The 14,585-nt window shown below is 33.7% G+C and carries 12 protein-coding genes; 7 read left to right on the top strand and 5 right to left on the bottom strand.

Going from position 1 to position 14,585, the window contains the following annotated elements; genetic code table 11:
- Window positions 1–152: 152 nt before the first annotated feature.
- The 6 genes from C8E03_RS15710 (at window position 153) to C8E03_RS15685 (ending at window position 9,171) form a co-directional block, all read left to right on the top strand.
- Window positions 153–1,286, top strand: a complete 1,134-nt coding sequence (locus tag C8E03_RS15710; protein WP_110291530.1) for a glycerol dehydrogenase — start codon at window positions 153–155, stop codon at window positions 1,284–1,286.
- A gap of 103 nt (window positions 1,287–1,389) precedes the next feature.
- Window positions 1,390–3,150 (top strand): dihydroxyacetone kinase subunit DhaK, encoded by a 1,761-nt coding sequence (gene dhaK, locus C8E03_RS15705; protein ID WP_110291529.1) that lies wholly within the window; start codon window positions 1,390–1,392, stop codon window positions 3,148–3,150.
- A gap of 134 nt (window positions 3,151–3,284) precedes the next feature.
- Entirely contained in the window at window positions 3,285–3,785 is a 501-nt protein-coding gene (locus C8E03_RS15700) for a MarR family winged helix-turn-helix transcriptional regulator (RefSeq protein WP_170123021.1), read from the top strand.
- A gap of 23 nt (window positions 3,786–3,808) precedes the next feature.
- Window positions 3,809–4,789, top strand: coding sequence for a PocR ligand-binding domain-containing protein (locus C8E03_RS15695; protein WP_110291528.1), 981 nt, complete (start codon window positions 3,809–3,811; stop codon window positions 4,787–4,789).
- Between the two features lie 41 nt (window positions 4,790–4,830).
- Window positions 4,831–5,658: a MerR family transcriptional regulator gene (locus tag C8E03_RS15690; protein ID WP_094376055.1), complete on the top strand. Its 828-nt coding sequence runs from the start codon at window positions 4,831–4,833 to the stop codon at window positions 5,656–5,658.
- 84 nt (window positions 5,659–5,742) lie between these two features.
- Window positions 5,743–9,171 carry a TrmO family methyltransferase domain-containing protein gene (locus C8E03_RS15685; RefSeq protein WP_170123020.1) on the top strand — a complete coding sequence of 1,143 codons (3,429 nt, stop codon included), beginning with the start codon at window positions 5,743–5,745 and terminating at the stop codon, window positions 9,169–9,171.
- 86 nt (window positions 9,172–9,257) lie between these two features.
- On the opposite strand, the gene C8E03_RS15680 is transcribed toward C8E03_RS15685, so the two are convergent.
- From C8E03_RS15680 to C8E03_RS15660, 5 genes are read right to left on the bottom strand one after another with little or no spacing between them, the layout of a single operon-like run.
- Complete coding sequence (locus tag C8E03_RS15680) at window positions 9,258–10,631, bottom strand: sensor histidine kinase (protein WP_110291526.1); 1,374 nt, start codon at window positions 10,629–10,631, stop codon at window positions 9,258–9,260.
- Window positions 10,622–11,281: a response regulator transcription factor gene (locus tag C8E03_RS15675; RefSeq protein WP_110291525.1), complete on the bottom strand. Its 660-nt coding sequence runs from the start codon at window positions 11,279–11,281 to the stop codon at window positions 10,622–10,624. Before C8E03_RS15675 ends, C8E03_RS15680 begins: the two co-directional genes overlap by 10 nt.
- 15 nt (window positions 11,282–11,296) lie before the next feature.
- On the bottom strand, window positions 11,297–12,049 hold the full coding sequence (locus tag C8E03_RS15670) for a lantibiotic immunity ABC transporter MutG family permease subunit (protein ID WP_110291524.1): 753 nt from the start codon (window positions 12,047–12,049) through the stop codon (window positions 11,297–11,299).
- Entirely contained in the window at window positions 12,050–12,775 is a 726-nt protein-coding gene (locus C8E03_RS15665; RefSeq protein ID WP_110291523.1) for a lantibiotic immunity ABC transporter MutE/EpiE family permease subunit, read from the bottom strand.
- The gene (locus tag C8E03_RS15660; RefSeq protein ID WP_094376061.1) at window positions 12,768–13,472 is read right to left on the bottom strand and encodes a lantibiotic protection ABC transporter ATP-binding protein; all 705 of its coding nucleotides are present in this window, start codon (window positions 13,470–13,472) and stop codon (window positions 12,768–12,770) included. Before C8E03_RS15660 ends, C8E03_RS15665 begins: the two co-directional genes overlap by 8 nt.
- 697 nt (window positions 13,473–14,169) lie before the next feature.
- Here C8E03_RS15660 and C8E03_RS15655 point away from each other — a divergent pair.
- A partial coding sequence (locus C8E03_RS15655) for a hypothetical protein (protein WP_170123019.1) occupies window positions 14,170–14,585 on the top strand: 416 nt, incomplete at its 3' end.

Raw genomic sequence — 14,585 nt, 5'->3', positions numbered from 1 at the left:
AAGAAAGTACTATTTTGCATGTAAGGACAAGAAAGTACGTTTTAAAAGTGTAATTTTTGATTATCTGCCTCCAATGTATTTTAATACAACAATTGGTATGATAATGCTATCAATATGAAGATAGCAATATATCAATAGAAGGAGGATTTGAAATGAGAAAAGCATTTATTTGTCCAGCAAAATATGTGCAGGGAGAGGATGAAATTAAAAACCTGGGATATTTTGTAAAAGGTTTTGGGAAATCAGCACTATTAATCGCACATACTGATGATGTGGAGCGTGTAAGAGAAAAGTTAGATGTAACTGCATTAAAATTTGAAATTCAATTTGTAGAAAGTGGTTTTACCGGAGAGTGTTCCAGACAAGAGATTCAAAGATTGCAGCTGCTTGCAAAAGAGAAAGACTGTAGTTGCACCATAGGTCTTGGTGGAGGAAAAGCGATTGATACTGCAAAATGTGTAGCAGAGGGAGAAGCACTAATTATCGTTCCGACGATTGCAGCAACCGACGCACCAACGAGTCATTCAGCTGTTATTTATACGCAGGAGGGAGCTTTTGAAGATTATGCTTATTTTAAACAGAATCCAAGTGTTGTATTAATCGATACGACTGTAATTGCGAAAGCACCAACCAGATTTTTGGTGTCAGGTATGGGAGATGCACTCTCTACTTATTTTGAAGCAAGAGCAACCAAGCGCTCTAACTCCAATGTGAATGCAGGACTGCCATGTGGTGCCCGCGAAAATAGCGAGTTAGCAGCAAAGGGAACCAAATCAGCATTTGCTCTCGCATCACTTTGCTATGAGACGTTATTAGAAGACGGTGTAAAGGCAAAAGAAGCATGTGATTGCAATAAAGTGACCATTGCTCTTGAAAACATTATTGAAACAAATATCCTGCTATCAGGATTGGGTTTTGAAAGTGGTGGGTTGGCTGGTGCTCACGCTATTCATGATGGACTAACAATTTTAGAAAGTACCCATAAATATTTTCATGGTGAAAAAGTAGCATTTGGCACATTGGTTCAGTTGGTATTAGAAAATGCACCAATGTGCGAAATAAAGGAAGTATTAAAATTCTGTACAGAGGTTGGTTTACCGATTTGCTTAAAGGATATAGGGGTAGATAATTTGACAGAAGAAGAATTAAAGGCCGTTGCAGAAAAATCCTGTATTAAGGAAGAGTCGATTCATTCAATGCCTTTTGATGTAACACCAGACATGGTGATGGCAGCAATTCTAGCTGCTGATGGAATTGGAACGAAGTATAAAGCAGACAATAGATAGAAATTTCTGATGAAAGGAAAAATGCAAACACACAACTTTCACTCATTGTGTTTGTTTCTCAAACGAACAACAAGCATGTTGGTTTGGGACTTGGTATCAAATTATGAAAAAAATTATTAATCACCCACAGGATGTTGTTATGGAAATGTGCAAAGGTATTGCGTATGCACACCCTGAATTGGAGTTTCATACAAAATATAAAGTTATTACTAGAAAAAACAAAAATATAGACAAAGTAAGTCTAGTTAGTGGAGGAGGAAGTGGTCACGAACCTGCACATGCTGGATTTGTCGGCAAAGGAATGCTGGATGCGGCTGTATGTGGAGATGTATTTGCTTCTCCATCCCAGATTCAAGTTTATCAGGCAATAAAAGAAACAACTGGTAAAAAGGGAACTTTACTCATTATAAAAAATTATAGCGGTGATATAATGAACTTTAAAAATGCTGCTTATCTGGCTCAGGAAGATGGAATTGATGTAGAATATGTTAAGGTAGATGATGATATAGCTGTTAAAGATAGCTTGTATACCGTTGGACGTCGTGGAGTTGCAGGTACGGTATTTGTACATAAGGTCGCAGGCGCCGCTGCCGAAGAAGGAAAAAATCTTGCAGAAGTGAAAGAAGTTGCATTAAAAGCAATTTGTAATGTGAAGAGTCTTGGCTTTGCTTTCAGCTCCTGTACTGTTCCTGCAAAAGGAACACCAACATTTCAACTTGGCGAAGAAGAAATGGAGTTTGGTGTAGGAATTCATGGAGAGCCAGGAATCAAGTGTGAGAAAATAATATCAGCCGATGAACTTGCAGAGCGAACAGTAGCTGAGCTAGTAAAAGAATTAGATTTACAAAAAAATGAGGAAGCTGCTGTATTAATAAACGGTTTCGGAAGTACACCGTTACAGGAATTGTATCTGTTGAATCATTCGGTACAAAACCAATTATTTGAATTAAATATCCGAACACCATTTGTACTTGTAGGAAACTACATGACAAGCATTGATATGGCCGGTGCTTCTGTGTCTATTATGAAATTGGATGAAGAGTTAAAACATTTATTAATGGCAGACTGTAATACACCTGCATTGAAAAACATTAACGTGATAGAAAATCAAGGTGTTAACTTTAAAGATAGTTCTTCCCAAATAACGAAGGAATTTAACTATGAAATAGAAGTTGACCCTAAGTTTGCAATTGTTAATAATGATAGGATCACTTTAGAAAACATGATATATATGGTAGATTGTATGAGTGCTTGTATTATTAAAAATGAAATTTCATTCTGTGAGTTAGATTCATTTGCAGGCGATGGAGATTTTGGTATGAGTGTAGCCAAAGGCTTTCGTCAGCTAAAACAGGAGTGGGAGAGCATATTGAAAGAACAGTCTCAGGATATTGGTACATTTTTAAATGCATGTTCATTAATAATCATGGAACATTGCGGAGGGGCATCAGGGCCAATCTGGGGATCTGCTTTTCGTGCAGCAGCCAAATACGCAGGAGCACAAAAAGAACTGGATATCAACACTTTTGCAGGAATGATGCAAGCGTCAGTAAAAGGTATTCAGGCAACGGGAGAACGTTCTTTCGGACGTGGTGCTATAGTTGGGGATAAAACTTTGATTGATGCTTTGGTTCCATCAGCAAATTGCTTAAGCGTCTGTGGAAAAAGTGAGACTAATTTAGAAAATTCACTCACAAGAGCTGCTCAAGCAGCAGTATTAGGAGCAATGGAGACTGAAAAAATAGTAGCACGCATGGGACGAGCAGGTACCGTAGGAGAGCGAAGTATCGGACATCCTGATGCAGGAGCATATGGCTTGGGTGTTATTTTCACCGATGTGGTACAACATTTAATTTTTAAGTAATTTATTAGTAATGCACAATTTTAGAATAGAAATTTAGTGAGGTTTTTTCTTGTATTCCTTAAGCATTCATCATATAATAGATTAAATAGTTTATTGTGGAAACAATATTATTTCCGTGAGAAAGGATGTCTAATATGAAACTGCAATGGTTAGGAGAATATAGGGATTTGGTAGAGGCACTTATTTGTTTTGCAAACAGTTATGCTAGTGTACATAATAAGGAATTTATGGGAGATGAGACGAAAGTCTCATTTTCTCAAATTCAGGTTGTAGAATATTTACTTGAGAATGAAGAGCTTAATCAAAAAATGTCAGAGGTGGCAAAGCGTTTAGGTATCACTGCTAGTTCATTTACGAAATTAGCAAATAAATTAGAACAAAAAGGCATCTTACAGAAATATCATATGAAAGGAAATAAAAAAGACGTAATTATTCAGGTTACCCCATTAGGTAGAAGTGTATATCAAAAATATTCGGAGCAGATAGCAGCAGAACTTTTTCAGGAAATGTTTGAAATTGGAAAAGAAGCATCAGAGAAGCAACTGGAAATATTTACAAAAATGCTACGTTCTTTAACCTCTAAAATTGTTTGGGAGGATAAAGAAACTGTAGTTTTGGTAGCTATTGACAAGTGATGATTTGTTGAGAGGGTGCGCTTATGAATGAAAGAAATTATCTAAACCGTATATTGGATATCGAATCTTGGGAGAAATTACAAAATTTAATTTCAGAAGCCACTGGAATGGCTATTGTGACGGTTGATTATCGTGGAGTTCCAGTTACTCATCATAGTGGCTGTCGCGAATTCTGTAAGCGCGTGCGTGAGGATGAAAAATTAGGTAAATATTGTCAGAAATGCGATGCACTTGGTAGCCTGGAGGGGGTTATTGCTCAAAAGCCCTTTATTTATAGCTGTCATTTTTCGATTGTAGATATCGCAATTCCGATTATTGTGGAAGGAAATTATCTGGGTGCTGTAATGGCTGGACAGTTGCAACTACAAGAAACGGATGATAAATTAAAACCAGAAAAAATTATTAGTATTGATGATACACAATTGCAGATGACAAAGGAAGAACTAAGAGAGTATTATGAACAGATACCTACATATACCAGCGAACAATTGGAGCATACGGTTACAATGTTATACCATTTGTGCGATTTTTTTGCAAAAGAACCGCTACTCAAGGAGAAAACAAAAATTCCAGAAAAGAAGTATTTGAATGAAAAAAAGTTGTCTATGCCAGTTGTATCAAATCGAATTATTGCCCAGGCTATTGATTATATCTATTCGGTAGAAAATCAGGCAGTTTCTCTGACAGAGGTTGCTAGACATTGTCATGTAAGTGCACCTTATCTTAGCCGTTTATTTACAAAAGAAGTAGGCGAGACTTATTCCACTTTTGTAACTCGGTTGAAAATAACATGTGCAAAAGAGATTTTAAAAGATACCGATTTGTCAGTAATGGAAATTAGTGATAAACTAGGTTTTAGTGAACCAGGTTATTTTATAAAAATATTTAAGAAATATACCAAGGAAACACCTATGAGTTATAGATCCCATAGGGAAAATGATAAAAGCTGGAGTTGGTACATTAATAGTACCTGCTTAAATAAAAAAATATCTCAGCTAAAATGAAACATGTTGATGCATAATAATATTTTAAAAGGAAGAATGAAATGTTTAAGATAGGTGAATTTTCTAAAATCACGCAGATATCTGTAAGAATGTTGCGATATTATGATGAACAGAAATTACTAGAACCATGTTTGATTGACGATTCAAACGGGTACAGATACTATTTTGCAAAACAGATTGATCAGCTAAATAGAATCATATTATTAAGAAATATGGGTTTTGGCGTAAAAGAAATAAAAGCAATGTTAGAAACATGGAATTCTGAGAATATAAAGAATAATCTTTTAGAGCAAATGAAAAAGACAAAAGAAAACATTCAATCGGAGAAGATAAAGCTTCAGCAAATGCAGGGGTGGCTTTATGATTTGAATAATCAAGGAAAAAAATTGAATATTGAGATTATTATGAAGTCATTACCAATGCAGCATGTCATGTCAATAAGAAGGATTGTACCAGATTACTATTACGAGTCGATGTTATGGCAGGAATTCGGAGAAGTTTTTAACAATGTTAGGAATGTAGATAAACTACAGAGCTTCTCAATCTATCACGATCTTGATTATAGGGAAAAGGATGTCGATATTGAAATATGTGTTGTAGTTGATCAGTTTGATTTATTTACGGAAAATAAGGATATTATTTATAGACAAATTGAGAAAGTAGATATGGCGGCTTGTTTTATGATTTATGGACCTTATGAAAATATTAGTCTTGCATATAAAGAATTTGCATGCTGGTTAGAACGGCATAATGAATATCAAATGCAGGGGGAAAATAGACAAGTATGTCATGTGTCAATGTGCCATACAAATAATCCGGAGGAATACATAACAGAATTACAAATACCATTGCTATATACTTCAAAATAAAGGGCAGAAATGCTCTTTTTTTCTTGACCTTCACACGATGTGATGGTTTATATTAGTGACAGAATAGAAGAAGGAGAGCATGTTATGTATAAAGTAAAAGCGATTGGGAAAGTAGAATCACGGAAAGAGGAAACCATTATTTACGTAAACAAACAATTTCAAAAAGCATTAAAACACTTAGATGAGTTCAGCCATATTCATGTTTTTTTTGTAATAGATAATAACGAAAAATATAAAATGAAGAAGGTAATTCTGCAAATCAAAAAAATGAATTTAAATAAAGGATGTATCATATCGTCTACAACACTTGATATAGATAAAGAAGCAGAATTGATTGATATTAAGCCCTATTTTCCGAGTGAGGATACTGTAAAAACACCAATTTATTTATCTGAAAAGTCAGAGGATTATATCGAGGTTGAAAAGATTAATGATTCAGCAAATTATGAAGTTAGTTCGATTGGTGAAATCCGAAATGTGAATGGGAATAACTACATTCAGTTAGATAATAGGATAACTATAACTGGGATGTATATTACGATTTTCTGGTGGTTTCATAAGTTTGATACAGATAAATATAGAGGGGTTACAGAGTGTAATCCCCCTTATGAAGATGCACCGAGAAGTGGAATTTTTGCCACACGATCACCAGTAAGACCTAATCCTATAGCGATGACGGTTGCAAGGGTAATTAAAATTGATGATGAGAAAAAAAGAATATATTTGAATGGGATAGAGAGTTTTGATAAGACTCCATGTCTTGGAATCAGTGAATATGATTCTAGAGAGCATTGCACCTATGATTCAAGTATTCCAAAATGGCTTCAACACTGGCCAAAATCTATAGACGAGACAATTCAAAATAGAAAGGACTCTGAAATAAAAATGATAGACAGTAAATTGAAAAGTTTGTTATCTGAATGTGAACCTCGTGAAAGAATAAAACTGAAAAATAAAATAGAACGAAAAATAGAAGATAGAAAGCAAAGTGAAATTATAGTATATGGAGCAAGAGAAAATAATTTAAAGGGCCTTGATATTCGTGTACCATACAGAAAAATAACAGCAGTAGTGGGTGTTAGCGGAAGTGGAAAATCAAGTCTTGTAAATAATACAATTTACGCAGAGTGTAGAAGACGGATGGAGTATTTAAGTCATAGCCATAATATACTTCAAAATCCAAACGTAGACGAAATGGTAGGTTGCATTCCAGCAGTAGTAATTACCCAGAATGCAATACATGGGAATATATTTTCAACGGTTGGAACTTACACAGATGTTTATGATTATTTGAGAAATATTTATGCCAGTGTATCGGTGCGTCATTGTCCAAACTGTGGAAATGAAATTATTCCCTTATCAAAAGACAAGATTTTAACAGTTTTAAAAAGTAAAGAGAATATTAAGATATTTAACCTTTCCAATGAAATGATTGTGGATGAATCTTTAGAAAAGATGGTTGAGATAGTCTTAGAAAATGGAGAGGGAGCATTTTGTGCAGAATTAGATAACAAAGAAAGAGTGATGTTACAAACGAAGCAAAAATGTTATCACTGTGACAAATTAATGTTTGAAATAACTCCAGCTACTTTTAGCTATATGGATACAGATAGCAGATGTCCAGTTTGCAGTGGAACTGGGAAAACCGTTGTAATTGATGAAAATAAGGTGATAGAGCATCCTAAATTATCACTGTTAGATGGAGCATCCTCTTTTTATGGTAAATTAAGAGTTTTTCGAGATAATTCAAATGCAAATTGGATGAAGGGACAAGTGTTTGGACTTGCTGATGCTATGAATGTAGATTTAGAGAACCCCTGGTGTGAGTTGCCAATTGCCTATAGAGAAGCGTTGCTGCATGGCTCTAAGCAGGAAGTAACATTTAAGTATGATAATAAAAAAAATGGCAGAAAGGGTGAAATTAAGCGTCAAGTGGAAGGACTATTCCCAATTATAGAACGAATATATGAAGAGAATTCAACAACAAATACACGAGACAAATATATGATGAAGACTACATGCAATACATGCAATGGAGAAAGATTGGGCAAGGAAGGAAGAATGGCAACGATTCATCAGATCAGATATCCAGAAGCGGCTAACATGACTTTTTATGAAATAAGAGAGTTTTGCAATATATTAATAGAAAACCTAAGTGATAATGAGTTTACAAAAACAGAATATGCTGTTCGTTCATTAATTGAAATTTCTGAGACAGCAATACAACTGGGAATTGGATATTTGCAGTTGAGTCAGGCAACAAGTACCTTATCAGGAGGAGAAGGGCAAAGGTTGAAATTGCTTGGCGCATTTAAAAATCATATTTCAGGCATTTTATATATTTTTGACGAGCCATCCAAGGGGTTACATCCAAGTGACTATAAGAAAATAATTGACTTGCTTCAAGCACTTGTGAAAGAAGGAAATACTATTATAATCGTGGAACATAATGAAGATATGATTCGAATTGCAGATAACATCATAGAAATTGGACCAGGAGCAGGTGAAAAAGGAGGTACGTTGGTTGGAGAAGGAACTCTTGAGACAATGATGAATAACAATGGTACACAAATAAGTAAATACATGAATTATAATGCACAATTGAAAAAGGTTAGAAATAGGAATACCCCTTTGAATCATGAGTTGATACGTATGCAAAATATGAGTTATAATAATCTAAAAAATATCAGTGTGGAATTTCCGAAAAAAGCACTCACCTGCATATGCGGGGTCAGCGGAAGTGGCAAATCATCTTTAATGAAAGGTGAGATATACAGCCGTGTACAGTCAAACAAGGAATTTTCAGGGGTTGTTTTGGTGGATCAGTTGCCAATAGGAAAGACATCAAAATCTATTGTTGCAACATATATAGGAATCATGGATTTTATTAGAAGTGAATTTGCAACTGCTCCATTATCTGTTGAAAATGGATGGGATGATAAATATTTTAGTTTTAATGGTCAGTATGGACAGTGCGATACCTGTATGGGAGAGGGGAAAATCAAGGTAAAATATACAGAAGGAACATTAGTGGAATGTCCAGATTGTAAGGGAAAAAGGTATAAAAAGAAAATACTTTCTGTTTTATATAAAGACAAAAGGATTGATGAAATTCTTACTATGTCTGTAAATGAAGCAATTCAATTATGGGATGAATTAGAAGCAGTCGATGGATTAAGATCTTTGCAAAAAGTTGGACTTGGATATTTGAAGCTTAGTCAGGGAACATCTACACTTTCAGGTGGGGAAGCTGCACGTTTAAAACTTGCAAAAGAGTTAATTAGCAAAAAAAGTAGCAATGTTCTATATCTGTTAGATGAGCCAACAACAGGACTACATTTCTCTGATATTGAAAATTTACTGAAATTATTAGATGAGCTGATTACCAGCGGGAACACCGTGATCTCGATTGAACATAATAAGCAGTTTATGGAAAATTGCGATTGGAAAATTGAACTGGGACCAGGGGCGGGAAAAGATGGTGGAAATGTGATAAGTCAGGGTGCGGTTTAAAACATTCTGAAAGATGTAATGCTGTTTTAGCGGCATCATCAATTTCATCTTAACTGCAAGTCCCTCATGAGTGAGGAATTAGAAATCTAATGCATGTCTGTCTGTTTTCTTACTATTTTTACAGATACGCTTGCACCGTTTGTGTTAATTTGATTTTTAATTTCAAGGGTTCCGTGGTGAATATCCGCAATTGCTTTTACAAAACTTAAACCTAAACCATAGTGCTGATTTGTTCGTGAGGAGTCTTCTGTAAAAAATTCTTGTGTTGATTTTTTTAAACTTTCCGCTGAAAAGCCTTTTCCAAAGTCGGTTATATCGAAAGTAATGTAAGATTCATTATCCGAAACGGTAAAGTAAATTTGACAATTTGTATCAGAATAGCGAACCGCATTATCAACAATATTGATCAATGCTCGTTTCAATAGATCACTGTCTGCATACATCCTATCGCATTTTACATTATTGTTTAGCTTAAACTCTATATTTTTAGTTTTACAAAGTGCTACTGCTTCAGTAGAAACGTCATAAAGGAAATTTCTTAGAGAGACCACGTTTTTATCAATGTGTATCGAATTGTTATTCACAACACTCATCAGCAATTCCAAATATTTTTCAATAGTATCAGAGCTTGATTGAATGAATGAAATAAGCTCTTTATCTTCTTTGGAAGAGCCACTTTCTGCTAATAATTCAGCATTGCCTTTTATCACTGTCAATGGTGTTTTAATATCATGGGCCAATGCAGAAAGTTGTGACTTCTTCTGTTGTTCCTTGTCCCACTGCTCTTTTAGTGAGATAGACAACGCAACTTTTAATTTATCAATCGTATCTAAAACTGAATTAAATTCTAAAATTTTAGTAGGTGTAATATCAAAATTCAAATCTTGATTACCTATTTTTTCGGTGGCTGTAATAATTGAATTCAAATTTTGCTTTAACTTTTTACTAAATTTTGAAGCTGTGATAACTGCAAACAAAATAATAAACCCAAAAAGAACGAGCAATATAAAAAGTTCAGGATAAGGAATCATTTTATGAAGTATTGGATTACGAAAATGTGCAAGCATATCATATTTAATAATAATAATATTGCCGTTATGCTGTGATATCTCCTTGTAAAAATCATAGTATGATTTATTGCCATTTAACAAATATGATTTTGTTTTTTTAATATCATTTTCAGTCATATCGCTATTTATAATATTACCATTTACGTCTATAACAATATAGCTGCAATAAGGTGGCAATACATTTTTATCAAAATTCTCAATTAAAGTTTCTTCTAATTGATTTAATTTTACGTCCGTATAATTAGCTTGTAAAACAAAACCAGATTGAAAAGAAATAGATACCACTATAATAAATACCATTATTAAAACTATAATGGAAGCTGAAAGCCCAATTAAATGCTCTAAAAATAGTCTGTATATCGAAATTGTGGTTTTCTTTCTTATTTCCATTTATACCCCACCCCCCAAACTGTTTCAATGGGACAATCCATGATTTCACTAAATTTACTTCGGATATTTTTTATGTGTACACGAATGGAGGAAATATCACTTTCAGAATGAAAGCCAAATATTTTCTCCAATATAGTTTCAAGTGAAAAAATCTGTCCTTTATTTCTTGCCAATAGTTCACAAATCTCATATTCACTTTTGGTCAAACAGATCAGCTTATTTTTGATTGTTAGAGTCTTTTCTGACAAATCAAAAACACAATCATTTAAAATAAAACTTTGATGTCTGTCTCGATGTTCTCTACGTATATGTGCATTCACTCTTGCCCTAAGTTCTGATACGCTAAAAGGCTTTTTGATATAATCATCACCACCCACAGATAACCCATCAATGACATCATGTTCCATAGTTTTGGCTGTTAAAAATAATATTGGACAATCGATCATATTCCTGTATTCTCTACAAAAAGTTATGCCATCAAGTTGCGGCATCATAATATCCAAAAGAATTAAATCGGTATGTTTACAATCATTTACAGTAACTTTAGTCGCAGAATTCTTTGTTATAACAAAATGTCCATCTCTTTTAAGTGCGGTTTCGATTAGCTTACAAATCGCAATATCATCATCAATAACAAGAATATTAGCCATAATAACTCCTAACTGTTAATCTTCAGATTTTCTGCCCTCCCATTTATTAAATAATAAAATAAGTGTGATGAGAACAAGAAAAGTGAAAATTAAAATAAATATCATACTTTGTATCATACCATTAAACTGTAAAAAATCAATATTCATTAAATGCGATATAAGTAATGTTTCGGAAAATCTTGCAGTGATTCCCCAAGGAAGAAAAGTCCAAATGCCATCCCCCAATCCTGTTAAAAAGAGTGCAGATAGCAGGCTGCCTATAATTCCTAAACCCAAACTGTAACCTTTACCCACAATAAAACTGATTAGATAGTGTAGTAAATATAAAGGTATCACACTAATCGACAAGAGAACAGAAGTTTTGACATAAAATAAAAGTTTAAAAGTTGTGTAACCTAATAGGCTAAAACCAGTTCCAAAACCAACTAACGCAAGTAATGACGAACAAAAGCCAAATAAAATGAGCCAAATCAGTTTCGTGATATGTGAAATATACTTTGGAGCAGCAGTGGATAAAAGCATTTGAAACCCTCCTGCTTTTTGTTCAGATTCAGCTAAAATGGAAGTGATTATTCCAATTAAAACAGGAAATGAAACAGATAATATTTGTATATATGCAGACAGTTTATCTAATTCATTCCAAGCAGAAAAGGAATAATACCATACAAAAAGTATAATTCCAACCAAAGGTACAATGAAATGAATCAGCCATAAGGGAGAATGACATAATTTATATAAATCTGATTTTAAACTGTTATAAAAACACATTTATTTTACCTCCCTATGATGAAACCACAATGTAGTGATAAGAGAGAAAATAAAATATAATTGCACTGTTATCATAATACCGATAAAAATAACAGTGGTATCTCCTAAATGATTTCCCTCTTCAAGAGGTATACCATTTGGTAAAACTTTAATAATAGGACACATTAATCTTGAGGGAATTGCAAATGGAACACACCACAATCTTGTTGCAGCAAAAAAAATACCAAATCCCATATTGCAAAACAAGCTTATCATAATTGAGAAAAAAGAACCTATTTTTTCACTGATAAACATAAATAAAGGTATTTGCCATGCAAAAGTTAAAAAAAGAACAAAACTTGCTATGAAGCTACTAAGAAATGGTATTGATAAACCAAGTGTTATTCCAACTATTGATAAAACGATAAAAAAGATTAGATTTGTAATAAGTAGTAAAATTGTGTTTATTACAAGTTGCGAAATCCATAACTTTTTTTTGTTAATAGAAACAGAAAATAATCCATGATGATTATGCTTTTTCTCTGCTGAAACAGTAAAAGATACAATCATAGAAAGTGTACCCGGTAAGATCATGGTATACCACCAATTAAATGCACCTTCCATAAAGAAACGTCCACCCATTAGAACAATTACAAGAGCGACTGCAATCAATGGACTGATCCAAAGTAATTTTAGATTAAAACGATGCTTTTGCTTTAGAAATTCAGATTTTAAATGATTAACCATGATAAGCACCTGACTTTCTTATAACTTCCATAAAGAGACGTTCCAAATTTTCGTTTTTATGGATTGAATCTTCATACCAAAGCTTTCCATTAGCGATAATACCAATATCATCTGCTATTTGCTTCACCTCAGACAATATATGACTTGATAAAATAACGGTAATTCCTTTTTTTGGAAATGACAAAATAAGTTCTCTTAAATCCTGTATGCCAATAGGGTCAAGTCCATTTGTTGGTTCATCAAGGATTAACAGTGTTGGGTTGTTTAAAAGTGCCATAGCAATACCCAGTCTCTGCTTCATACCCATTGAAAATTGTCCTGATTTTTTCTTACCTGTATTTGTAAGATCTACAATTTCAAGGACTTCTTTTATTCTGCTGTTTGGCAAATTATATAGTAATGCTCTCACCTTCAGATTTTCAAATGCTGTCAAATTTTCATAAATAGGTGGAGATTCAATTAAAGCACCAATGTCTGCTAAATCCTTTCTATTCCAATGCTTACCGTTAAAATAAATTTTACCCGAAGACGGATTTATCATACCTGTTATCATTTTAAGTAAGGTAGATTTACCTGCACCATTAGGGCCAAGCAAACCATAAATACTGTTTTTTCTAACGGTAATTGAAATATTATCATTCGCTTTTTGTTTCTTAAAACTTTTGCATAAATCTTTTGTAGTTAATATGTTTTCCATATAAATATCCTCTTTCCTTGTTATAATATAAGAATAAAAGATAGTTATAAAGAAAGTATAAAGATTCTAATACATCATGCAAAAAGAGCATTGCAATTATTAAAAAGTGTTGAAAAAAGTAATAAATATTAGATAACTAATGCATTTTATTATATGGAAGATTTTAAACGGATAAGAAAAACAAGGAATGTCTGCCCGCGCCTTATTAAAAGAGTGTAATCTTGGAAAATATAGCTCAAAAATATCTTTGAAAAATTATCATAATATGGTAGAATATTGTAGTATAAATCAATAAATAAAGAGTTATAAGGTTATGAAGCAAGTTAGAGTGTTAACAGCACAGCAGGTAAAGCTATGCTAGTTTCAATATCTTTCAACTATAACTTATAAAAGGAACACAATTCATAGGATGTATGATTATCATTTGAATTTTGTTCCTTTTTTATCTTTCCAGTCAATCATGCAAATATCTGTCAGCTATGAAGTTCAAGACTAGCTGCGAATAGGATGTGATAGCAGGTGATGGTTTTATTGAAAGGTGATATTCTTCGGTTATGTAAGGAAACGTAAGAGAGCTGCTTTATCTGGACAGGCTTGATCGCTGATTAAGGAAAAGCCTGGTAGCATATTTTATGAAAACAGTTATATTCAAATCTGGTATTTATCAGAGCGAGAGAGAACAAGGAGGAGATGAAAGATGAAAAAAAAATGGTCAAAACAAGTAGGGGCAGTGATACTAAGTCTTATTATGAGTGTTGGTATGATATCAGGTATTTCAGGTACAATGGAAGTAAAAGCGGCAAATCCATCAGTGCCAACAGTGACAGCAGGATTAGATAGTATAGAAGTAAGTAATTTCACCTCAGGAGCGGATCTAAAACTCTATTTCACAACGGGAGGTACTGCTCTTGCGACAGCGACGAATGTAACAGATGCAACGTATACCTTTGAAAATGTTGAACCAAACATCACGCAGTACTATGTGACACAGACAGTGGGTGGATTTGAAAGTTTAAATTCAACATTTGTGAATTCAATAATGAAAACGCCAGTTGCCACAGCAGGGATTGGCTATGTGGATGCAAGTAATGTGTATTCTGGTGCAACCATAAC

The organism is Lachnotalea glycerini (genome assembly GCF_003201285.1).
In the GTDB taxonomy this organism is placed as follows: Bacteria; Bacillota; Clostridia; order Lachnospirales; family Lachnospiraceae; genus Lachnotalea; species Lachnotalea glycerini.
Note: the sequence above shows the minus strand (reverse complement) of the source record. Positions and strands in the feature narration are given on the sequence as shown.